This window comes from Pseudomonas sp. stari2 (genome assembly GCF_040760005.1).
GTDB lineage: Bacteria > Pseudomonadota > Gammaproteobacteria > Pseudomonadales > Pseudomonadaceae > Aquipseudomonas.
In genome coordinates this window covers 2,906,343-2,928,372 of the sequence record NZ_CP099760.1, presented here as the reverse complement: position 1 = coordinate 2,928,372, position 22,030 = coordinate 2,906,343, and the positions used below count along the sequence as shown (strand labels likewise).

Genomic DNA, 22,030 nt, shown 5'->3' with positions numbered 1-22,030 from the left:
GAATGGCCGCCATTATCCGGTTTTTGAGCGGGAAGTCTTGTGCTTTGGCGTTTTGGCCGCCGACCGGAGCGCCGGTCAGGTCGAGATATTGCGTTGCACCATCTCGTCGACGATGGCGTCGATCACGCAGCGAGCGGTCGGTGACAGGCTTCTGTTGGGCAGGCTGACGACACCGATTTCGGAGTGCAATCCGGGCCGGTCCACGACCTGCAATTCGATCAGATTGCCGCTGTGCAGGTCTTCCGCCACGGCGCCGTGAATCACGCCGAGGATGGTATCGGTCGAGCAGGCCACCGTCCTGAGCAACGCCACATCGTCGCACTCCAGCGCAAGCGGCAAGGCCTGGCGAGCGGAAATGCCCAGGGTATGCGCAGTCTCCTCCTTCACCACGGCCGGCAGGCGCGTCGTGGCGATACCGTACTTTTCCAGGTCTCTCATCGTCACCAGGCGCCCGGCCAACGGGTGTTGTGGCCGGACGAAGAACCCCGCCGAGGCCTGACCCAGCGAACGGATCTGTAGATCGGTGGCGGCCGAGAAGTTGCGAATGTCCGCGACGAAAAACTCGATCGTTTCATCCCGCAAACGGGCTTCAAGAATCTGCCAGTTATTGATCTCTACCCGCAGGCTGACTTGCGGATATTCCCGGCGCAACCGAGGCACCACCTGATGCATCAACATCGCCGCCGGAAACGGCCCGACGCCGAACGCGAGATTGCCGAGCCGGCCATCGCCGTAAAGCGCCAGGTCCCGCTCCAGCGAGCGTGCATCGAACAGCAACCGTCGCGCCCGCTCGATCAGAAACTCCCCCGCCGGCGTCGGGCGTACGTCGCCGCTGTCCCGGTCGAACAGGCGCTGACCAGTTTCGCTTTCCAGCGCCTGGATGCTGCGACTCAGGGCCGGCTGGCTCAGGTGCACGCGTTCGGCGGCGCGGCCGAAATGGCGTTCATCGGCAAGGGCCAGCAGGTGTGTCAGTCGTTTAAGGTCCATCTGGCCGATGCTAGTCACGCATTGTCCGGATGTAAACAATGCATTGGATACATCGCGCCTGGCTCCCTACTCTCTGATAAATCGATCATCGGAGAACAACAAGAATGAGACCGACCTTTCACACACTGATTGCCCTGACGCTGGTTTCCCTCGCCGGCTGTGACAAACCACCCAGCGTTGCCAGCGGCGAAGCGACGCCCGCCACTGCGGCGGTGATAGAGGCATCAATCAAGGGCCTGGACCTCAACGACACTCGGGACATGACTGACGCCCAGCGCGGATTCATCGCCCGCCCGACAGGCCAGATCCTCGGTTCCGACGGCTCTGTGCTGATCGATTTCGATGCGTTCAGATTCGTCGAAGGCAAGGCGCCCGCGACCGTCAATCCGAGCCTTTGGCGCCACGCAATGCTCAATGCCCAGATCGGTCTGTTCAAAGTCACCGACGGCATCTACCAGTTGCGCGGCTTCGACATCGCCAACATGACGCTGATCGAAGGCCAGACCGGGTGGATCGTGGTCGATCCACTGACCTCGAAGGAAACCGCCGCCGCTGCCCTCGCCTTTGCCCGCGAGCAACTCGGCGCCAAGCCCGTTACCGCCGTTATCTTCACCCATGACCACGCCGACCACTTCGGCGGCGTACTGGGCATCACCTCGGTCGCCGAAGTGGCCGAGCGCAAGATTCCCGTGGTGGCCCCTGTCGGTTTCATGGAGGAAGCCACCAGCGAAAACGTGTTGGCCGGGCCTGCGATGTCGCGCCGTTCGATGTATCAGTTCGGCAAGAACCTGGCGCCGGGCGCCACCGGCATGGTGGATACCGGGCTGGGCAAAAACGTCGCCTACGGCAGCATCGGCATTCTGGCGCCGACGCAGATCATCGATCAGCCGACGCAGGAACTGGTGATCGACGGAGTGACCTTCGTGTTCCACAACATTCCCGGCGCTGAAGCCCCGGCCGAGCTGACTTTCTCCATCCCCGAACGCAAAGCCTACGGCGGTGCCGAGCTGCTGGCGCAGACCATGCACAATCTGTTGCCGATCCGTGGTGCCAAGGTGCGCGACGCGTTGCTCTGGTCCGACTACGCCCAGGTCGCCCTCGATAAACTGGGCGACACCGAAGTCTATTTCGGCCAGCACAACTGGCCGATCTGGGGCAATGAGCGAATCCGCGAGTTCATCACCAAGCACCGCGACGTCTACAAGTATATGCACGACCAGACCGTGCGACTGATGAATGCCGGCTACACGCCCGACGAGATCGCCGAGAAGATCCAGTTGCCCGACTCGCTAGCCTCGTACTTCGGCACCCGCGGCTATTACGGCGACGTGCGACACAACGTCAAGGCGATCTACCAGATGTACCTCGGCGCCTACGATGGCAACCCGGCGCATCTGAACCCGCTGCCTCCCAGAGAGTCCGCCAGGCGCTACGTCGAGTTGATGGGCGGCAGCGCCAAAGTGCTCGAAGCCGCACGCGTGGCCTATGACAAAGGCGAATACCGCTGGGTGGCCGAGCTGCTGGATCAAGCCGTCCTCGACCAGCCCGGCGACAAGGCCGCCAAGGAACTGCTGGCCAGGACCTATGAACAGCTGGGTTATCAGTCGGAATCGGCCACCTGGCGCAACAGCTACCTGACCGCCGCCCAGGAACTGCGCAACGGCCCGCCGGAAAAAGGCGTGCGCCGCTCGGATCTCATCGAGCTGATGAAGCAGACGCCCACCGAACGCTTCCTCGAAGCCATGGCCGCGAGCCTCAACGGCCCGGCCGCCGACGGCAAGAACTGGACCTTCAACCTGCAACTGACCGATACGAAGGAATCGTTCGTGCTGTGGATCGAGAACGCCGTGCTGCACTATCGCCGGGGCGCACCGGCCAGCAATGCCAACGCCACGTTGAGCGTCACCAAGGATCTTTTTGTGCAACTGCTGGGCGGTACGGCGGGGTTCAAGGACGCGCTCACCTCCAAAGACTTGAAAGTCGATGGCAGCACGGTGGACCTGGTGAGATTCCTTGGATTGCTGGAGAAAGCCCCGGGCAACTTTGCAATCGTCGCTCAGGCGCGCGATTGATTCGTGCAGGGTGGTTCGGATGTAATGCCTGAAGAGGTCAAACCCTGAGCAAGTCCGGCTAGGTATCTGTACGCCGCTTTCGACGATTCTAGGGCCGACCGTTACTCCAGGAGCTTCACTCCGTGCCAGACGCACCGACGCAAACTGCCTACGCGAAGCGCTTCACCGTCGTACTCGCCTACATCGACGCCAACCTTGAAGGCGATCTGTCGGTGAAAACGCTGAGCCAGGTGGCGAACTTTTCCGAGTTCCACTTTCACCGGCAGTTCACGGGATACGTCGGCGTGCCCGTCTCGCGCTATGTGCAGTTGATGCGCCTGCGCCGTGCCGCGCACCGTTTGAGCACCCTGCCCGACCATTCGGTGATGGAAGCCACGCTCGACGCGGGGTTCGAAAGTCCCGAAGCGTTTTCCAGGGCATTCAAGCGAGCCTTCGGCACCTCGCCGGGGGCTTTTCGCAAGGCTCCGGACTGGAGCGTCTGGCACACGGTCTTCGCCATACCTCACTTTTCAAGGAGCATTACCATGCAGGTACGAATCGTCGACTTCCCCGGAGTCCAGGTCGCGGCGCTCGATCACCGTGGGCCACCAGGCCTCGTCAATCAAAGCGTGCAACGCTTCATCCAGTGGCGACAGCAGAGCGGGCAGTCGCCGGTGGCATCGAGCCGCACCTTCGGGATTCCTTACGGCAACCCTGACACGACGCCGCCAGAGGATTTTCATTTCGCGATCTGCGGCGAAATCCGTGAAGCGGTGGCGTCGAATGAATTCAATGTCCGCGAGCTGAACATTCCTGCCGGCCGCTGCGCAGTGGTGCGTCACACAGGTTCCACCGATCACATCGGTGAAACCATCTACCCGGTCTACCGTGACTGGCTGCCCGCCAGCGGCGAAGAACTGCGCGATCACCCGCTGTTTTTCGAGTACTTGAGCATCAGTCCCGAGATCCCGCAGGATCAGTGGCAAACGGATATTTACGTGCCGCTGCGCTGACAATCGCGCGCCCCTCAGGCTCAGCTAAGTTTCACTGGATACCTTCTCTCCTGCGCACATTCAGCGCTGCTCAGGAGAGGCCATCCACCCATGAAACCCGCCATAGCCGACTGGCTCAACAAAGTGCCCGAAGTGACGCTGTCCTTCTGGGTGATCAAGATCCTGTCCACGACCGTGGGTGAAACCGGTGCCGACTTTCTGGCCGTCGACGCCGGTTTCGGCGCCGGCCCGACCAGCCTCGGCATGGCCGCGCTGCTGGCCATCGCGCTGTTCACCCAGTTGCGTACCAAGGCCTACACCCCCTGGATCTACTGGCTGACCGTGGTGCTGGTGAGCATCGTCGGCACGCAGATCACCGACATCCTGACCGACATGCTGGACGTCAGCCTCTACACCAGCACGGCGGTGTTCTCTGTGTTGCTGGTGGTGAATTTCCTGATCTGGTACCGGACCGAACGCAGCCTGTCGATCCGCGAAATCGTCACCCCGCGCCGGGAGCTGTTCTATTGGGCCACGGTGCTCTGCACCTTTGCCCTAGGCACCGCCGCCGGCGACCTGGCCACTGAAGCACTGGGCCTGGGCTTCACCGTCGGCGCAGTGATTTTCGGCGCGTTGATCGCGGCCACCCTGATCGCCTGGCGTCTGGGGGCCAACACCGTACTGACGTTCTGGATCGCCTACATCCTGACGCGCCCCTTCGGCGCGTCCCTCGGCGACCTGCTGACGCAGGCCAAGACCTACGGCGGCCTAGGCATGGGCGCGACCTGGACCAGCGCGATTTTCCTCTGCGTCATCGTCCTGCTGGTCACCGTCGCGCAGATCAGCGTCGGCAATCGCAAAGCCATCACTCAGTAAACCTTCAGACTTTCATCAAGGAATCATCATGCGCCAAATTCAAAACCTCATTCGTCACGTTGCCATCGTCTCGTCCATCTGCCTGCTGAGCATTGCTGCCGGCTGCTCGAAACCGGCGGACAAACCTGCTGCAAACGCCGCTGCAGGAGCCGTCAGCACACAAGGCCAGGCCGCCTCCAAACTGGGGGATCTGTCCGAGTTCCGCAACATCGCCGCCGACGTCGCTGCCCTGGTCGATAAAAACGATCTGCCCGGCGCCAAGGCCCGGATCAAGGATCTGGAAACCGCCTGGGACTCGGCCGAAGCCGGGATCAAACCCCGTGCCGCCGGCGACTGGCACATGCTGGACAAGGCCATCGACCGCTCGCTCGACACCTTGCGCGCCAGCGCCCCGCAGCAGAAAGACTGCAAGGCGCGGATGGACGAATTGCTCAAGGCCTTCGACTCGCTGAAGGGCAACGCCTGATCCGGGGCCGGACAAACCCTGGCACAGATGCTTCAATACAAGCGCGACGGCCCTGCCCGTCGCGCTATTTTTTTGGAGAGCGGGTCATGCGGATATTACTGGTCGAAGACGATCCGATGATCGGCGATGCCATCCAGGGCGCCCTCAACGACGCCAGCTACGCCACCGACTGGGTGAAGAACGGCCTCACCGCACTGGCCACGTTGGACACCCAGCATTACGACCTGGTGCTGCTGGACCTCGGCCTGCCCGGCAAGGACGGACTGGACGTGCTCGACAGCATTCGCGCTAGCAACAACCCGGTGCCGTTGCTGATCATCACCGCCCGGGACGGCCTCGACGATCGCCTGCGCGGCCTCGATGGCGGTGCTGACGATTACCTGCTCAAGCCCTTTGACATGGCCGAGTTACTGGCGCGGATGCGCGCAGTATTGCGGCGCAAGGGCGGGACTGCGTTGTCCTTGCTCGACAACGGCGTGGTGTCCCTCGATCTGGTCTCCAAACAAGCCTCAACCGCCGACAACCCGGACGTGCAGTTGTCCAGTCGCGAATTCGCCCTGTTGCAGGCCCTGTTGATCCGGCCTGGGGCAATCCTCTCGCGCAGTGAACTGGAAGACCGGCTCTATGGCTGGGGCAATGAAGTGGAAAGCAACGCGGTGGAGTTTCTGATTCACGCCCTGCGACGCAAACTCGGCAGTCACGTCATCAAGAACGTCAGGGGAATGGGATGGATGGTTTCAAAAGGCGCCTGAGGGATTCGGTGCAACTGCGGCTGTCGGTCACCCTGTCGCTGGCGATTCTGGTCGTTGCGCTGCTGGCCGCGGCGTTTGCGTTCGTTTCGGCGCTGGACGAAGCCCACGAAATGCAGGATGAAACCTTGCGTCAGGTGGCGGCCCTGTACGACCGCCAGCAAATGACCCTGCACTACCCCGCCGCTCAGGCCGTGGACGACGACAACGAAGAATCCAGGGTCATCGTGCAATACCTGGCCGACGGCAGCCAAGCGGACGGCAATGACGACGCCCTGCTGCCGCTGCCCTTCCCCACGACCCTGTCCGATGGCCTGTCGACCTTGAAGGTGACCGGCGAAGACTTTCGCGTGCTGGTCAGAACCACCGCCCGTGGCGAACGCATCGTCGTCGCCCAGGAAACCGGCGTGCGCGACAAGGAGGCCCGCGAAAGCGCCTGGCGCAGCCTGCTGCCGTTCCTGATTCTGTTTCCGGTGCTGTTGCTGGTGGTGGGCGATCTGGTGCGCAAGATGTTCCGCCCCATCGCCACGCTCTCGGCCGATATCGACCAGCGTGACGAACAGACCCTGCACCCGGTGGACGAAAGCCATGTGCCGAGCGAGATCCGGCCGTTTGTGGTGGCCATCAACCGCTTGCTCGGTCGCGTCGCCCAGTCCGTGGACAACCAGAGGCGTTTTGTCGCCGATGCTGCCCACGAACTGCGCTCGCCGATGACTGCCCTGTCCCTGCAAGCCGAACGACTGGCCGCCACGCAAATGCCGGCCGCCGCCCGCGAACGCCTGTTGCCGCTGTCCCGGGGCATAGAGCGCAGCCGAAACCTGATCGATCAATTGCTGAGCCTGGCTGCCGCGCAGTCGAGTTCAAATGCAGCGCCAACCAGCGTTTCAGTCCTGCACATTTACCGTCGGATTCTGGAAGACCTGCTGCCGCTGGCGGACCGCAAGAATATCGATATCGGCGTCAAGAGCAGCGAGGATGTGCAGGTCAGCATCAATGAAACCGACCTGCTGATCCTGATCCGCAACCTGGTGGACAACGCCATCCGCTACACCCCGCCCGGCGGGCGTATCGACCTCTCGGTCAAGCGCGAGCAAGCGGCGGTCGTCCTGCAAGTCAGCGACACCGGCCCCGGGATTGCCGTGGAAGAACAGGCGCGCGTCTTCGACCCGTTCTACCGCAGCCTGGGCACCGATGAGTCGGGCTCGGGGCTGGGGCTGTCCATCGTCAAGGCGATTGCCGATCGCACGGGGCTCAAGGTTGATCTGGAGTTTACCGACGTCATCGAGCGCAGCGGTCTGTGTGTCACCGTCAGAATCGAGCAGCCCTGAGCCGCATCCCGGCCTTACATTTCGACCTGCGTGCCCAGCTCGATCACCCGATTCAACGGCAACTTGAAGTACTTCAGGTTGCTGTTGGCATTCTTGAGCAGGAACGCGAACAGATACTCGCGCCACTTGGCCATGCCGATACGCTTGGTCGGGATGACCGTTTCACGACTGAGGAAGTACGTGGTGCGCATCGGGCTGAAATCCAGTTCGGCCAGGTGGCAAAGGCTCAGCGCCAGCGGCACGTCCGGCTCTTCGGTAAAACCGAAATGCAGGTTGACCCGGAAGAAGCCGTCGCCATAGGACTCGACTTCAAAGCGACGATCCACTGGCACTCGCGGGCTGTCTTCGGACACCACGGTCAACAGCACCACCTGCTCGTGCAGTACCTGGTTATGCAACAGGTTGTGCAGCAACGCGTGGGGAACCGCGTCGGCCCGCGCCGTCAGGAACACCGCCGTGCCCTGCACGCGATGAGGCGGTTGCGCCCGGATGCTGCTGATGAACAACGGCAGCGGCAACGCGGTTTCATCGAGCCGCTCGACGATGATCTTGCGCCCGCGCTTCCAGGTCGTCATCAGGATGAACAGGCCGATGCCGGCGATCACCGGGAACGCACCGCCCTGCAGGATTTTCGGCGCGTTGGCCGCGAAGTACAGGCTGTCAACCAACAGAAAACCGAACAGCATCGGGATCGCCAGCCAGCGCGGCGTCTTCCACAGCAACAACACCACGGCGGCGGACAGCAGCGTGGTAATCAACATGGTGCCCGTCACCGCCACGCCATAAGCGGCAGCCAGGGCGCTGGAGGATTCGAAACCGATCACCAGCAGCACCACACCGACCATCAACGCCCAGTTGACCGTGCCGATGTAGATCTGGCCCTGCTCCTGGCTTGAGGTGTGCTGGATGAACATGCGCGGAACGTAGCCCAGCTGGATGGCCTGGCGCGTCAGGGAGAACGCACCGGAAATCACCGCTTGCGAAGCAATGATCGTCGCCAGCGTCGACAGCGCGACCATCGGCAGCAGCGCCCATTCCGGGGCCAGCAGATAGAACGGGTTACGCACCGCTTCCGGGTTGCCGAGGATCAACGCGCCCTGACCAAAATAATTCAGGACCAGGCCGGGCAGGACCAGCATGAACCAGGCACGGGCAATCGGTTTGCGACCGAAATGGCCCATGTCGGCGTACAAGGCTTCCGCACCGGTCAGCGACAGGACAACCGCGCCGAGGATCGCCACGCCCATGCCCGGATGGGCCGTAAAGAAGCGCACCGCCCAGATCGGGTTCAGCGCCTGCAACACCTCGGGGCGCTGCAAAATGCCGTAGATCCCAAGCGCACCCAACACCACGAACCACAACACCATGACCGGGCCGAACAGGATGCCGATCCGCGCCGTGCCGTGTTTCTGGATCAGAAACAGCGCCACCAGCACCACCACCGACAGCGGTACCACCCAGTGCTCGATGCCGTCGAACGCCAGCTCCAGCCCTTCTACCGCGGAGAGCACCGAGATCGCCGGAGTGATCATGCTGTCGCCGTAGAACAGCGCCGCACCGAACAGACCGAGCAACACCAGCACCTTGCTCAAGTGCGGGTAAGGCGCCGACGCGCGACGGGCCAACGCCGTCAGCGCCATGATGCCGCCTTCACCCTGGTTGTTGGCCCGCAGGATGAACAGCACGTACTTGATCGAGACCACCCAGATCAACGACCAGAAAACCAGCGACAGAATGCCCAGCACACCGTCGTGATTGAGTTGCACGCCGTAGTGGCCGGAAAACACTTCTTTGAGGGTGTAGAGGGGGCTGGTGCCGATATCCCCGTAAACCACACCGACAGCGGCCACCAGCATGGCTGCGCCCGAGGTTTTGGTTGGGGAATTTTCGTTGGTTTTACTCAAGGGTCGCGGCTCTCGAACGGCGGGAAGTAGTGGCATGCCATCCTTGGGCAATACGCGGACCAGGGCCTTCAGAAATAAGAGGCTCAGGTGCGGTCAAAAAAACGCGGCCAGTATCGATGCGAACCCAATCCTCCACCGTAAAGAATGCGTAAAAAATCCACCTGACCCGAGCCGTCGCGCACGTTTTTAGAGTCGGCCGATTGTTATGGCTGATGGCATAATCGCCAGCAGTTCATGACAGGGGCGCATCAATGTCCGTTGAAAGCTACGACCTGCTCGCGATCTTTTCGGCGGTGGCGCAAGAGCGCAGCTTCACCCGTGCGGCGGCGATGCAAACTACCCTTCGAAGATTGATTGATAAACAGCATTAATTGGATAGCACTGATATCAGAATCACATAAGTCCGACGTTCGGCTTCCTGATCATGCACTCGCGACGCTGGCCCGCCGTCGAGCGGGCCAACGCCGATCCTCTCAACTTGCCCTCTGCCCTACCCACCGATGCCGATAGGCAAGCCCGGCCTGCAAGCCGAACGCGAGCACCACCGTCGCCGGCGCAGAAAAACTGCCGGAAACACCGCCCGTCCACATCAGCAACAACCCCAGTGCTGTGGCAGCGAACCACGCCATCAGGCCGACCGGGTTGAACGCCGGGCTGCGTTCAAGTGCACCCTCGTCATTGCTGCCATAGACAATCTGCGCCAATGCCACACCGACCCAGGCGACCACAAAAATGCCCTGATACGCCAATGCCTTGAGCAAGTAGGAAAACACGTCAGCGAGCATCAAGCCGTACACGATTACCCCGACCACCACTGCCCACAGCAGGTACGAACCGCGTATGCCGAAACGACCGAAGAATGCCTGCATGTTGAGGGTCGCCAGATAGTAGTTGGCGGTGTTGATCCGGGTTTGCGTGGCCCAGACGAACAGCAGGCCCCACAGCCCCATCAACTGAAGAATTGCCATTACCACAGAGACTTCGTTCAGCGCGCCTTCATGGGGAATACTGCTGACCAGATAGATGCCTGCCGCGCCGTTGAGCAGAAACGTCACGGCATAAAACGGCATGCCGAAGTTCCAGCGCCCATGATACTGAGCGTCCTGCGGCTTGCCGAAGCGGGCGTAGTCGAAGGTGAACAGCATCAGGATCCAGACGCCCATGTAGGCCACAAAGCAATCCCACCAGCCGAAGGTCGCAGGGGTTTCCGGGCCGAAATCGAGCCATTGCGGCTGGTAACCATAACGGCTGATCGACAGCCCGACCGCCACCAGCAAACCGCCCAGGTACACCGGCAACAACACGCCGTTGAGCTTGTCCAGCCAGTGCTGCACGCTACCCAGAATCATCGGCACGCTGTACAGCACCACCAGCAGGGCAGCCAGTGGATAGACCAGTTCCGGATACAGATGATTGAGCGCCACAGCGATCACCGACCCTTCGAACACGGCGTAGTAAATCGCCGTCGAAAAGAAAATCAGCGTGGCCAGGCATGCCCCGGTCCGGCCGAACAACACGCTTGAAAACAACGCGACCGACCATCCGCTGCGCATGGCGAAACGGCTGAGAATGCTGTTGACCAGCCCGTAACTGATCACCGACAGCACCATCCCGATCAGCGCATTGCGTGCGCCGAAAGACAAGGCCAGCGAAGCGCCGACCACGATGTAGAACATGGCGCTGCACACGGCCCACCAGGCCATGGTCAGAGACAGTCGGCCCATGCGGGCTTCGGCGGGAACAGGATGATGGGCCGGATCTTGCCCGGTTTGACTCGATTGCGATAAAGCAGCCATATGCGTGTACTCCAGAACCAGTCAAAGGTTGAAGCGCGGGCAGCCTTCACCGCACCGAAGTGCGGCGTTGGCCTGGCGTGTGGCAGGGCCCGCGCGGTGCGGCGGGCAGAGTCAGGAAGGGAAAAGCTTGCTCAGGCAGCTGAGTTTTTTCTTGTAGGAGCGCCGTGCGTCCAGGGCCTCGTCGAGACTGACCGCCACAAAGCGAGCCTTCTGGTTGGGCTGCATCTGGCCGATCAGATCCAGGTCGGCACTGATGACGGTGCCGATCATGGCGTAACCGCCACCCGATACGGCATCGCGATGCAGCACGATGGGTTCGAGGCCGGCAGGTACCTGAATCGATCCGATCGGGTAGCAGCTGTCAACGATGTTCGACGGATCGGAGCCAGCACCAAAGGGTTGCTCTCGCGGCTGGAAATCCAGCGCGCTGCCGCCCTTGAAGCGATAGCCGATGCGGTCAGCTTCCGATCCGACAGTCCACGGCTCGGCGAAAAAGCTCTTCGCTGCCGCGTCGGTCAGGCGATCGTAATAAAGCCCCGGCACCACGCGCAGCGTGATCTCCCCGCCCAGTGACTGGCGCAGCGCCATGGGCAGACTGGCCCCGGCACGCCCCTTGCCGCTGGCGTTGCCCACCGGCAATTCGTCTCCGGCGATCAAGCGGCGTCCGACAAAACCGCCCAACGCCCCGAGCGCATAAGTCGACCGACTGCCCAGCACCAGCGGCACGTCGATTCCGCCTGCCACCGCCAGATAAGCCCGGGCACCGGCCTTGGGAAAATCGAAACGCAGAACCTGGCCGGCCTTCACCGCGAACGCGGTGGCGTGATGCATTTCCACACCATCGAGTCGAGGCGCCATGTGCGCGCCACACACCGCGACCAGTGCGTCTTGCTGAAACGCCAGCTCAGGGCCCAGCAACGTACACTCCAGTGCGGCGCAATCCGCCGCGTTGCCGACCAGATGATTGGCCGCTCTCAGCGCATATTGATCGAGCGCGCCGGACGGCGGGATGCCGAGGTGGTAGTAACCTTCGCGACCCAGATCCTGAACCGACGTGGCGAGACCGGGTTTGAGTACCTTGATCATGCCAACACCTCCTGCAGCGACACGGGATAACCGACCGGGTCGGCGAGAAACGCATCCAGTGAAAACTCTACCGGCCGGATCCGTAAGTCGAACTGCCCGGCCTCCACCTCTGCAACGGCCTGGTCATACGCTGCACGATCCATTGGTTTGAACTGCACAATGTCGCCCGGACGGAAAAACACCATGTGGTCCTTCAGGTACGCCAGCGATTGTTGCGGGTCGTAGATGGGGGCCGGTGTGACACCGAACATCTGATAGCCACCGGCGCCACGCACCGAGTAGATACAACCGAAGCAGCCACCGTGCCCCAGTGTCAGCTTCGGCGTGTCGGTACGCGGACGCAGATACTTGGGCACCTGCAACTGACGTTCGCGTTCGACCATCTGGAACATGAAGGGCAAACCGGCGACAAACCCCACCATCGAGACAAACCATGGCGCACCGCTATGAGCCGCAATGAACGCATCGACATCCGCCAGACCATTGATGCGCGCGGCATATTCCAGATCCGTGGCGCTCGGGTCCTGGTGCCGGTCGCGAAAACGCATCAGCGTTTCGTGGGTCCAGGGATCGTTGTACAGCACCGGGATCTCGATGATCCGGGTCTGCAATGTGCGCTCGGCAACGGCTTCTGCCTCGGCGCCCTGCACCGCCTCGAGCAAGGTCTGCGGCGCAATGCGATCCGGATCGAAGCGGATCTGAAAGGATGCGTTGGCCAGACACACATCGAGTACGCCATCGAGTTTCAACCGCTCCACGGCGCGGGTGACCGCCATGCCCTTGAAAAACGCCTCGAGGGACATGCTTTCACTGACTTCGGCAAACAGATGCTCATCGGCACCAAAGCTGTAGCGGATCGGACGACTCATGCTTCACCCCCGCTGCGGCGTGCGGACAGCCAGTTTTCCAGCGTCCCGGTATGAAAGTCGGCAGTTTGCAACCACGGTTGTTGCAGCAGTTCAGCGTGCAGCGACAAGGTGCTGGCCATGCCCGTCAGCAAGGTTTGCGCCACCGCTGTCCGGGCACGCGCCAGGGCTGAGGAGCGATCCGGCCCATGCACAATGAGCTTGGCCAACAGCGAGTCATAGTACGGTGGCACCCGATAACCTTCATACAGGTGGGTGTCCACACGAACGCCTTCGCCTTGCGGCCAGACCAAGGACTCGACCAGACCGGGGCTGGGGAAAAAGTCCCGGGCCGGGTCTTCGGCATTCAAGCGCATTTGCAGGGCCGCGCCATTCAGGCGAATGTCACTCTGTTTCAGGCCCAGTGGTTCCCCACCGGCAATTCGCAACATCGTCTGCACCAGATCGATGCCGGTGACCAGTTCGGTGACCGGGTGCTCCACCTGGATTCGGGTGTTCATCTCGATAAAGAAGAACTCGCCGGTGACGTCGTCATACAGGTACTCCAGCGTGCCCGCCCCCTTGTAGCCGAGGGATTCGGTCAAGCGTGCGGCACTGGCGCAGAGTGCCTCCCGCTGCTGCGCGTTCAGTACGGGCGACGGTGCTTCTTCAAAAATTTTCTGACGCCGGCGCTGTAGCGAACACTCGCGCTCGAACAGGTGCACGGCGTTTTTCCCGTCGCCCAGAACCTGTACTTCGATGTGCCGGGCCTTGCCGATAAAGCGCTCCAGATACACCGCACCATTACCGAAAGCGGCCTGCGCCTCGCGCTGCGAACGGGGAAATTCTTCACTCAATTGCGCGGCATTTTCTGCCAGGCGAATACCCCGCCCGCCGCCACCGGCCGAGGCTTTGATCAGCAACGGGTAACCAACCGATTCCGCCGCCCGAAGCGCCGACTCGACATCAAACAGCTCGCCCGGCGAACCCGGCACCACTGGAACACCTGCCGCCTGAGCAGTACGCCGCGCTTCGGCCTTGTCGCCCATGCGCCGGATCGTGTCCGGGTCCGGCCCGACGAAAATCGCACCGCTGGCAATCACGGCTTCGGCAAACCCGGCGTTCTCGGACAGGAAACCATATCCAGGGTGAACCGCATTGGCGCCCGTCGCTTGCAGGGCACCCAGCAACGCCTCGATGCTCAGGTAGCTTTTATCGGCACGGGCCGGCCCCAGAAGATGCACTTCATCAGCCAGGCGTGCAGCCTGAGAGTCGATATCGGCCTCGCTGCACGCGGCAACGGTGGGAATGCCCAGGGCCTTGGCTGCACGGATAATCCGCACGGCGATTTCGCCACGGTTGGCGACCAGCAATTTACGAATGGGTTGAGTCATGTTCACGCCCTCACTCGCTATCAAGCGTAGCGACGACCTGACCCGGCTCCACCGGATCACCGTCTTCAACCTGAAAGGCACTGAGGCGCCCCGCCATCCCGGCGGTCAGTTCGGAAAACTGCTTCATGACTTCGATCAGGCCAATCACCGTGTCGGCGCTGACAGGATCGCCGACCTCGACGTAGTTCGCCGAATCCGGCGTGGCCTTTCGGTAGAAAGTCCCGGGTAACGGGGTGATGACAGAGTGTTCGGCCATGTCTGTTCCTCTTGGAATAGTTGTAGAAAGGCAGGCAAAAAATGTTTGAACCCCGGCGTCTGTGTGCCGAGTGTTTCGTTTTTATTCAGCGGGGTCGGCGCACCTCAATCCCGGCGGCATCGAGCGCATTGCGGGTAGCCTCGACCAGCGCCAAAGCCCCCGGCGTATCACTGTGCAGACAGATGGAGTCGAACTCGATCGGCAGATCCTCACCCTCGACGGTGCGCACCACGCCCTCCTGGCAAGCGCGCAGCACTCGGGCGGCGACAAATCCCGGATCGTAGGCGCGAACATTGCGGGTGAAGACGATGGAGCCGCTCAAGTCGTATTCGCGGTCTGCATAGAATTCGCGAACAACCGGTTGGCCGAGCTCTTTGGCGACACGCCAGATAACCGAATCCGGCATGCAATACAGCAACAGATCGGGTTCCAGCCGTTGCAGGTTTTCCACCAGCAGACGCGCTGCTTCTTCGTCCCGGGCCAGATGCATGTACAGCGCGCCGTGAGGCTTGATGTGTTGCAGCGCCGCGCCCTGCACCCGTGCCAGTTCTCGCAGTGCGCCCAGTTGATAAAGGATGTCGTCGACCAGTTCCTGAGCCGGTGCATTGATGTGTCGGCGCCCGAATCCCACCAGATCGCGAAAACCCGGATGCGCACCGATGCCGACCTTCAGACGCTTGGCCAGCTCGACGGTGCGACGCATGGTGCCGGGATCCCCGGCATGGAAACCGGTGGCGATGTTGGCGGAACTGATGAATGTCATCAGTTCGTCGTCGACACCATCGCCGATGGTCCACGGGCCGAAGCCTTCGCCCATGTCCGAGTTGAAATCTACTGCCTGCATAACCCTTGCTCCTGACGCTTGTGACTTCATGCAGGCCACGTTAAATTCCCGCCAACCCCTTGGGAAGATCTATTAACAGATAGGGTATCTTCTGAAAAACAGATACCTGAAAAACAGGAACACCCATGTCGTTGACCTTGCGTCAGGTTCGCTACTTCGTTGCCACCGCCGAGATCGGGCAGATATCCCAGGCAGCGATTCATTTGAATATTTCCCAGTCGGCGGTGACCACGGCGATCAAGGAACTGGAAGGCATGCTCGGCACGTTGCTGTTCCAGCGCTCGGCACAAGGCATGAGCCTGACGGATGCCGGTCGGCACTTCCTGAACCGCGCCTACGTGATTTTGCGCAGCGTCGACGACGCACTGAACAGCCCGCTACCCGACATCCGCGCCAGCGGCCTGATTCGCCTGGCCGCGAGCTACACGGTGATCGGCTATTTTCTGCCGCATCATCTGCAACGGCTGGAACACTGGCACCCGGACGTCGCCATCGAAGTCCACGAGCAGGAACGGCAGGCCATCGAACAGGGATTGCTGGAAGGCAAATTCGATATGGCGGTGGTGCTTACCGCGAACCTCACGCACCCCGACATCGTTTCGGAAACCCTGTTCAACTCCGAACGTCGTCTGTGGCTGCCCAGCCACCATCCACTCTGTGAGCGCTCGGCCGTCAGCCTCGCTGATGTCGCGCTGGAACCCTACATCCTGCTGACCGTGGATGAAGCTGAACAAAGTGCCATGCGCTATTGGGAAAACGCCCGCCAACAACCCAACGTGCGGGTGCGTACCAGTTCGGTAGAGGCCGTGCGCAGCATGGTCGCCAATGGTAGCGGCGTGGCAATTCTCTCGGACCTGGTGCACCGTCCCTGGTCACTGGAAGGCAAGCGCATCGAGACCCTGACCATCACCGACAAGGTGACCCCGATGAGCGTCGGCCTGGCCTGGCACCGCGAGCGCGAATTCAGCCCGGCGATGCAGGCTTTGCGCAATTACTTCCACGATGCGTTCCTGGCCCCGCAGCAACTTTCTGCGCGGCGCTGACGCACAGGATCAGGCAAGCATTCGATAGGAATGCACTAACGGAATGCTACTTCAGAGCGGGAAGATGACTGTCCGACAGATCCATCGAGTACGCTCCCATGCTTGTACAAGCCTACGGTGCCCACGCGGGCGACAAACCCCTTGAGCCTATCCAGATCAATCGCCGCGCCCCTGCGGCCCATGACGTCCAGATCGACATCGCCTTCTGCGGCATCTGCCATTCCGATCTGCACCAGGTGCGCTCCGAGTGGGCCGGCACGCAATTCCCTTGCGTACCAGGACACGAAATCGTCGGCCGCGTTTCAGCAGTCGGCGCCCATGTTTCCGAATACAAGGTCGGCGATCTGGTCGGTGTCGGTTGCATCGTCGACAGTTGCAAACACTGTGAAGACTGCGAAACCGGTCTTGAAAACTACTGCGACGGCATGATCGGCACCTACAACTTCCCGACGCCGGACGCCCTCGGCTGGACCCTCGGCGGCTACTCGCAAAACATCGTGGTGCATGAGCGTTACGTGCTGCGCATCCGCCACCCCGAAGCACAACTGGCCGCCGTCGCACCGCTGCTGTGCGCGGGCATCACCACTTATTCGCCGCTGCGTCAGTGGAACGCCGGGCCGGGCAAGAAAATCGGCGTGGTCGGCATCGGTGGCCTGGGCCACATGGGCATCAAACTGGCCCACGCGATGGGCGCGCACGTGGTGGCGTTCACCACGTCGGAATCCAAGCGCGAAGCAGCGAAAGCACTGGGCGCCGATGAAGTGGTGGTGTCGCGCAATCCGGAAGAAATGGCCGCGCACACCAAGAGCTTCGACTTCATCCTCAACACTGTCGCCGCCCCTCATGATCTCGATGCGTTCCTGGTCCTGCTCAAGCGCGACGGCGCACTGACACTTGTGGGCGCCCCCGCCTCGCCGCATCCATCACCGAACGTGTTCAACCTGATCATGAAGCGCCGCACCATCGCCGGCTCGATGATCGGCGGCATTCCCGAGACCCAGGAGATGCTGGATTTCTGTGCCGAACACGGCATCGTGTCGGACATCGAACTGATTCGCGCGGATCAGATCAACGAGTCCTATGAGCGGATGCTCAAGGGCGATGTGAAGTATCGGTTTGTGATTGATAACGCGACCTTGGCGGGCTGACAGGCACCTCTGGAGAGAGGCGTTGCGCCTGCCCGTTCGGACACGAACGCCTTTCTCCGCACCGCCCCGCCAACCGGGACTTCCCTTCATCAACGAGCCCTCCAGTCTGCGTGCCAGTACCCATCAATGGCCGGCACCCTCCATTACCTTCAACATCCCCCCATCCGCTCATTGATCTTTCCCCTCACACCAAGTAAAAAACCCTCTCCTTTTTTCCACCCTCGCAAGGAGCAGCGGATGCTCGAGCTATCCACGGATCGACTGGACCTGCGCACGATGGTCGAGTCCGACTGGCCGTTGTTTCTCAGGCTGCATTCCGAGCCGCAGACCATGCAGTACGTGTTCGGTGAGATTGCCGAGGAACAGGTTCGCCAAGGCTTCGAGCACCGGCTTCCGGCGTGGGGACCACAGTCGGAGCACTGGCTGTGCCTGGTGGTGACCGACAGGGCCAGCGGGCACGAGCTGGGCGTGACCGGTTTTCGCATTCTTTCGCCGGGGCATGCCGAGGTGGGTTGCCTGCTGTTGCCGGAGCATCAGGGCAAAGGCTTCGGCACCGAGTCGCGAAAAGCGATCATCGACTACGCTGCGGCCATCGGGCTGAACTCGCTGGAATCGACCGTGACCGACGGCAATATCGCGTCCTGCAAGGTGTTGGAAAAATGCGGCTTTGTGTTCGCACGTCGTGTGCCGCAGGCCTACCAGATCGGTGATCGGTGGTTCGACGATCTGATCTACCACTATCAAATCCGCTGAGCCTTTCGCTCAACGACTCGCCAAGGAGGCCTCTCGTCGTGAATCCCTATCAATGCCTGCCACCCCGCGCTTTCTGGCGTACGGCCGTCGCCGACAAGTCCGCACCGGACATCGGTGAACTGTGGACACCGCAATTCGAGATCGGCAACAAGGACGCCATCGTCACCGCCGGTTCCTGTTTCGCCCAGCACATCGGCCGCGCGCTGGTTGCGCGCGGCATGAACTGGCTGGACGCGGAACCCGCCCCGGACGCGTTGCCCGAGGCCGACTGGAAAGCCCACAACTACGGGGTGTTTTCGTTCCGCACCGGCAATCTTTATACCCCGGCGATGTTGTGCCAATGGCTTGAATGGGCGCTGGGCGTGAGCGCTCCGCCGGATGAGACCTGGGTTCATGACGGGCGCTTCTACGACCCGTTCCGCCCCGCCGTGGAGCCCGACGGTTTTGCCAGCGAGCAGGCCCTGTTCGAATCGCGCGAAGCCACCCTGGACGCCATTCGCGAAGCACTGCGCCACGCCAAAGTGTTTGTGTTCACCCTCGGTCTGACCGAAGCCTGGCAGCATCGCCAGACCGGTCTGGTCTATCCCGTTTGCCCCGGCACCGTGCGCGGCACCTTCGATCCGCAGCTCCACCGGTTCTGCAATTTCGGCTTTATGGACACCTATGGCGACATGGTCAGGGCGCTAGAATTGATGCGCTCGATCAACCCACAACTGCGCCTGTTGCTCACTGTTTCACCGGTGCCTTTGACCGCAACCGCCACGGGCCAGCATGTGCTGAGCTCGACGACCTATTCCAAATCGGTACTGCGTGCAGTCGCCGGGCAATTGTGTGAGGACCTGCCCGACGTCGACTATTTCCCGTCCTACGAAATCATCACCGGTACGCCGTTCAAGGGCGCGTTCTACCAGCCCAACCAGCGGGAAGTGACGCCAGAGGGTGTGGCGTTCGTGATGCAGCAATTCTTTGCCGGACTTGAAGCCGTCCAGTCGGTGCAGGCGCCGACCACTTCCACTAGTGTGTCCAGCGAGGATCTTGTCTGTGAAGACACCGTACTCGATTACTACGCCTAGGTTTCTGCTGCTGGGCGACTCCCATGCCGGCGTTATCGGCAAGGCGGCGCAGGCCCGTGAGATAGCTTTCGGCGGTGGTCCGCTGGGAACCGGTCGGGACTTTGCCGTCGATTTCTTCCAGTTGACCCGCCATGACGTGGCCTTTCGGGAGGCGGAAATGGATCGGCTGTACCGCCAGGCCCTCGCCACGCTGGAAGTGCCGCAACTGGCGAAGATCGGAGTGCCGCTGGTGAGCACAATCGGCCTGAGCCTGCACTACCTCGCCACCGCACCGAACTGGACCTGTTACCAGAATGCGCAGGGTGAGTTCGACGACGGTTTTCTCGCCGGGCCGTTGTTCGAGACGATCATCGACACCCTGTCCCGTCCCGCCCTGGCTTTCTATGAACAGGCCCTGGCGCTGAACCTCAAGGTGTTCGCCGTGCTCCCGCCGCAACGGGTGCCGGAGCTGTCCGACCCGCGCGTGTTCATGGCGGCGCAATCATTGCTGATCGAGCGCCTGCAAGGGATTGGCGTCGAGTTGATCGACGTGCGCGAGGCGGCGAACGATGAACAGGGTTTTCAGCATGAGGCGTTCTGCGAAGTGGATGATCCGCTGCACGGCAATCTGGCGTTCGGTGAGTTGATCGTCGAGCAGCTGATCCGGCGCGGCGTCTAGAAAAAGAGGGAGCGCATAGCTCCCTCCGATGTTTTCAAGCCTTGGGCTGCGTGCCGAGAATCGTCACCCGCTCGCCATATCGCGAATGCGGAAAATAGTCCCAGATCGCGTGGTGCTGGGTGCAGCGGTTGTCCCAGAACACCAGCGTGTTCGGCGCCCAGCGAACACGGCAACTGAGGGACGGCTCCCGGGCCACCAGGTCGAACAGCATGTTCAACAGCACCTGACTTTCGCCCCCGGACAACTGCACGATGTGCGACGTGAATCCGGAATTGACGAACAACGACTTGCGCCCGGTTTCCGGGTGACGAACCACCACCGGGTGTTCGGTCTTGGGCAGGTTGGCCGGCGCCTCATAACCTTTCCACGGAATTGCACCGTCGTGAATCGCGGTCAATTCGCCGAGAAACTGCTGCATCGTCGGCGAGAGCATTTCAATCGCCAGGTGCATGTTGGCGAACAGCGTATCGCCGCCCGTGCCGATGGCCGGGGTTTCCTTGACGTACAGCATCGAGCCCATGGACGGCGCCAGGTCGGCGGTGCCGTCGGTGTGCCAGGTTTCTCCGGCCACGTAACGCGATTGCGCATTGGCGCGAATCACCACCAGTTCCGGGTCATCGCCGTCGATGTCCTCCACCGGCAACGCCCGCAATTCGCCGAACAGCCGACCAAATGCCTTGTGCTCCTCGACCGTCAGATGCTGATCGCGAAACACCAGCACGTGGTTCTCCAGAAAGGCCCGGCGGACTTCCGCGAGCTGAGCGTCATCCAGCGGCTGCGAAAGATCGATGCCACCGATTTCCGCACCGATGATCGGCGTGATCCGGTCGACCGTGATGCGCTGATACGGCGCACGTTTTTCTGCGGCGATGCGCTCGATTGCCTTGAGTGCCAACTGATCCATGCTCTCTCACCTTTCTTATTGGAACGACACCGATGACTGCTCGCGCAGAGAACGCGGGCGCATGTCGATCCAGTGCTCATTGATGTAATCCAGACAGACCTGGCGTTCGCCACGCATCCCGGCCGCGTTCCAGCCGCTGGCCATCGGCTTGCCCGCCGGCCACAGGGAATACTGACCCTGAGCGTTGATCACCACATCGAATTGCAGCTGTGCGTCATTCATGTCGTTTCTCCTGTTGGATGGGACTGCAGGTGCCGGACCAGCCCTTCTGCGAGATGGTTGAACAGCACACGCCGTTGCTCGTCGGTCTGGGCACAGGCCCAGACGTAGACCCGCGCCGACGCTGCGCAAACCTGCGCATACGCATCCGCGTCTTCAGCCGCGAAGGCCCGGGACGAGATTTCAACATTGGCGGTGGCATGGGCCTGAGCGAACGCCGAGGCGCTGGCTTCGGTATTGAGTTGCGCGTAATACACCGCGTACGCCTCGGCATCGCCGAAGTGCTCGGCGATCATGGCGGTGTTGCTCGGCGCGAGGCCGTAAGTCATCGCACTGGCATGGGCTTGGGTGTACGCCGCGTCGTAGGCATAGGCCCGACGATACAGCGCCAGCAACACCGGTTTGAGGGTGGCCCGCCACTCGCCCTGACGCCCGGACAAACCGAGGGCCGCCCGTTGATGCAGGCTTTGCAATGCGAGCAGCGCTGGCCGGTGTTTCGGCAATGCCTCGCACAACATCGGCACGACAACATCGGCTTGCCAACGATGAATCAGACGAAGCGACTGTGGTTCATCAACCCTGTAAATCCCTTGAAGCAAGACTTCGGGCTGCTCTTCACACAGCACCTGCGCCAAGGTCGGCAACCACCGGGGCATAA

Annotated in this window: 22 protein-coding genes; 11 read left to right on the top strand and 11 right to left on the bottom strand. The window is 61.6% G+C overall.

The genetic code is table 11. From position 1 onward, the window contains the following. Window positions 1-75: 75 nt before the first annotated feature. A complete protein-coding gene (locus tag NH234_RS13185; protein WP_367256889.1) occupies window positions 76-1,005 on the bottom strand; it encodes a LysR family transcriptional regulator in 930 nt (309 codons plus the stop codon). Between the two features lie 86 nt (window positions 1,006-1,091). On the opposite strand from NH234_RS13185, the gene NH234_RS13180 reads away from it, so the two are divergent. The 6 genes from NH234_RS13180 to NH234_RS13155 all read left to right on the top strand — a co-directional run bounded on the left by NH234_RS13180 (window position 1,092) and on the right by NH234_RS13155 (window position 7,449). Then, the gene (locus tag NH234_RS13180) at window positions 1,092-3,059 is read left to right on the top strand and encodes an alkyl/aryl-sulfatase (RefSeq protein WP_367256887.1); all 1,968 of its coding nucleotides are present in this window, start codon (window positions 1,092-1,094) and stop codon (window positions 3,057-3,059) included. A 122-nt stretch (window positions 3,060-3,181) separates the two neighbouring features. Next, the gene (locus NH234_RS13175) at window positions 3,182-4,051 is read left to right on the top strand and encodes a GyrI-like domain-containing protein (RefSeq protein WP_367256886.1); all 870 of its coding nucleotides are present in this window, start codon (window positions 3,182-3,184) and stop codon (window positions 4,049-4,051) included. A gap of 90 nt (window positions 4,052-4,141) precedes the next feature. After that, window positions 4,142-4,906 (top strand): hypothetical protein, encoded by a 765-nt coding sequence (locus tag NH234_RS13170; RefSeq protein ID WP_085708503.1) that lies wholly within the window; start codon window positions 4,142-4,144, stop codon window positions 4,904-4,906. 28 nt (window positions 4,907-4,934) lie between these two features. Further along, window positions 4,935-5,372: a hypothetical protein gene (locus NH234_RS13165; RefSeq protein WP_085733960.1), complete on the top strand. Its 438-nt coding sequence runs from the start codon at window positions 4,935-4,937 to the stop codon at window positions 5,370-5,372. A gap of 86 nt (window positions 5,373-5,458) precedes the next feature. Further along, window positions 5,459-6,124: a response regulator transcription factor gene (locus tag NH234_RS13160; protein ID WP_085733959.1), complete on the top strand. Its 666-nt coding sequence runs from the start codon at window positions 5,459-5,461 to the stop codon at window positions 6,122-6,124. After that, window positions 6,100-7,449 (top strand): ATP-binding protein, encoded by a 1,350-nt coding sequence (locus NH234_RS13155; protein WP_367256885.1) that lies wholly within the window; start codon window positions 6,100-6,102, stop codon window positions 7,447-7,449. The genes NH234_RS13160 and NH234_RS13155 overlap by 25 nt, the downstream gene beginning before the upstream one ends. A 14-nt stretch (window positions 7,450-7,463) precedes the next feature. Here the strand turns inward: NH234_RS13155 and NH234_RS13150 are convergent, their stop codons facing one another. From NH234_RS13150 to NH234_RS13120, 7 genes are all read right to left on the bottom strand, one after another. Then, entirely contained in the window at window positions 7,464-9,305 is a 1,842-nt protein-coding gene (locus tag NH234_RS13150; RefSeq protein ID WP_367256884.1) for a potassium transporter Kup, read from the bottom strand. A 521-nt stretch (window positions 9,306-9,826) separates the two neighbouring features. After that, window positions 9,827-11,077 (bottom strand): cytosine permease, encoded by a 1,251-nt coding sequence (locus NH234_RS13145; protein ID WP_367256883.1) that lies wholly within the window; start codon window positions 11,075-11,077, stop codon window positions 9,827-9,829. Between the two features lie 183 nt (window positions 11,078-11,260). After that, window positions 11,261-12,235, bottom strand: coding sequence for a biotin-dependent carboxyltransferase family protein (locus NH234_RS13140; RefSeq protein WP_367256882.1), 975 nt, complete (start codon window positions 12,233-12,235; stop codon window positions 11,261-11,263). Continuing rightward, window positions 12,232-13,104 carry an allophanate hydrolase subunit 1 gene (locus NH234_RS13135; RefSeq protein ID WP_367256881.1) on the bottom strand — a complete coding sequence of 291 codons (873 nt, stop codon included), beginning with the start codon at window positions 13,102-13,104 and terminating at the stop codon, window positions 12,232-12,234. The genes NH234_RS13140 and NH234_RS13135 overlap by 4 nt, the downstream gene beginning before the upstream one ends. Further along, complete coding sequence (locus NH234_RS13130) at window positions 13,101-14,474, bottom strand: acetyl-CoA carboxylase biotin carboxylase subunit (RefSeq protein WP_367256880.1); 1,374 nt, start codon at window positions 14,472-14,474, stop codon at window positions 13,101-13,103. Before NH234_RS13130 ends, NH234_RS13135 begins: the two co-directional genes overlap by 4 nt. A gap of 10 nt (window positions 14,475-14,484) precedes the next feature. Then, window positions 14,485-14,730 (bottom strand): acetyl-CoA carboxylase, encoded by a 246-nt coding sequence (locus tag NH234_RS13125; protein WP_367256879.1) that lies wholly within the window; start codon window positions 14,728-14,730, stop codon window positions 14,485-14,487. A gap of 85 nt (window positions 14,731-14,815) precedes the next feature. Next, window positions 14,816-15,574, bottom strand: coding sequence for a 5-oxoprolinase subunit PxpA (locus NH234_RS13120; protein WP_367256878.1), 759 nt, complete (start codon window positions 15,572-15,574; stop codon window positions 14,816-14,818). A 125-nt stretch (window positions 15,575-15,699) separates the two neighbouring features. Between NH234_RS13120 and NH234_RS13115 the strand changes: the two genes are divergently transcribed. From NH234_RS13115 to NH234_RS13095, 5 genes are all read left to right on the top strand, one after another. Beyond that, complete coding sequence (locus NH234_RS13115) at window positions 15,700-16,617, top strand: LysR family transcriptional regulator (protein WP_085708517.1); 918 nt, start codon at window positions 15,700-15,702, stop codon at window positions 16,615-16,617. Between the two features lie 98 nt (window positions 16,618-16,715). Beyond that, on the top strand, window positions 16,716-17,765 hold the full coding sequence (locus tag NH234_RS13110) for an NAD(P)-dependent alcohol dehydrogenase (protein WP_367256877.1): 1,050 nt from the start codon (window positions 16,716-16,718) through the stop codon (window positions 17,763-17,765). A gap of 237 nt (window positions 17,766-18,002) precedes the next feature. Then, the gene (locus tag NH234_RS13105) at window positions 18,003-18,518 is read left to right on the top strand and encodes a GNAT family N-acetyltransferase (protein WP_085733950.1); all 516 of its coding nucleotides are present in this window, start codon (window positions 18,003-18,005) and stop codon (window positions 18,516-18,518) included. Between the two features lie 38 nt (window positions 18,519-18,556). Next, window positions 18,557-19,591, top strand: coding sequence for a GSCFA domain-containing protein (locus tag NH234_RS13100; RefSeq protein WP_367256875.1), 1,035 nt, complete (start codon window positions 18,557-18,559; stop codon window positions 19,589-19,591). After that, window positions 19,560-20,249 carry a hypothetical protein gene (locus NH234_RS13095; protein WP_367256873.1) on the top strand — a complete coding sequence of 230 codons (690 nt, stop codon included), beginning with the start codon at window positions 19,560-19,562 and terminating at the stop codon, window positions 20,247-20,249. Before NH234_RS13100 ends, NH234_RS13095 begins: the two co-directional genes overlap by 32 nt. Before the next feature lie 34 nt (window positions 20,250-20,283). Here NH234_RS13095 and NH234_RS13090 read toward each other — a convergent pair whose 3' ends face one another. Genes NH234_RS13090 through NH234_RS13080 form a run of 3 tightly spaced genes read right to left on the bottom strand, consistent with a single transcriptional unit; the run spans window position 20,284 to window position 22,028 of the window. Beyond that, entirely contained in the window at window positions 20,284-21,153 is an 870-nt protein-coding gene (locus NH234_RS13090; RefSeq protein WP_085733947.1) for a TauD/TfdA family dioxygenase, read from the bottom strand. A 15-nt stretch (window positions 21,154-21,168) separates the two neighbouring features. After that, on the bottom strand, window positions 21,169-21,375 hold the full coding sequence (locus NH234_RS13085; RefSeq protein ID WP_085733946.1) for an MbtH family NRPS accessory protein: 207 nt from the start codon (window positions 21,373-21,375) through the stop codon (window positions 21,169-21,171). Continuing rightward, window positions 21,372-22,028: a hypothetical protein gene (locus tag NH234_RS13080; RefSeq protein ID WP_367256871.1), complete on the bottom strand. Its 657-nt coding sequence runs from the start codon at window positions 22,026-22,028 to the stop codon at window positions 21,372-21,374. Before NH234_RS13080 ends, NH234_RS13085 begins: the two co-directional genes overlap by 4 nt. Window positions 22,029-22,030: the final 2 nt, after the last annotated feature.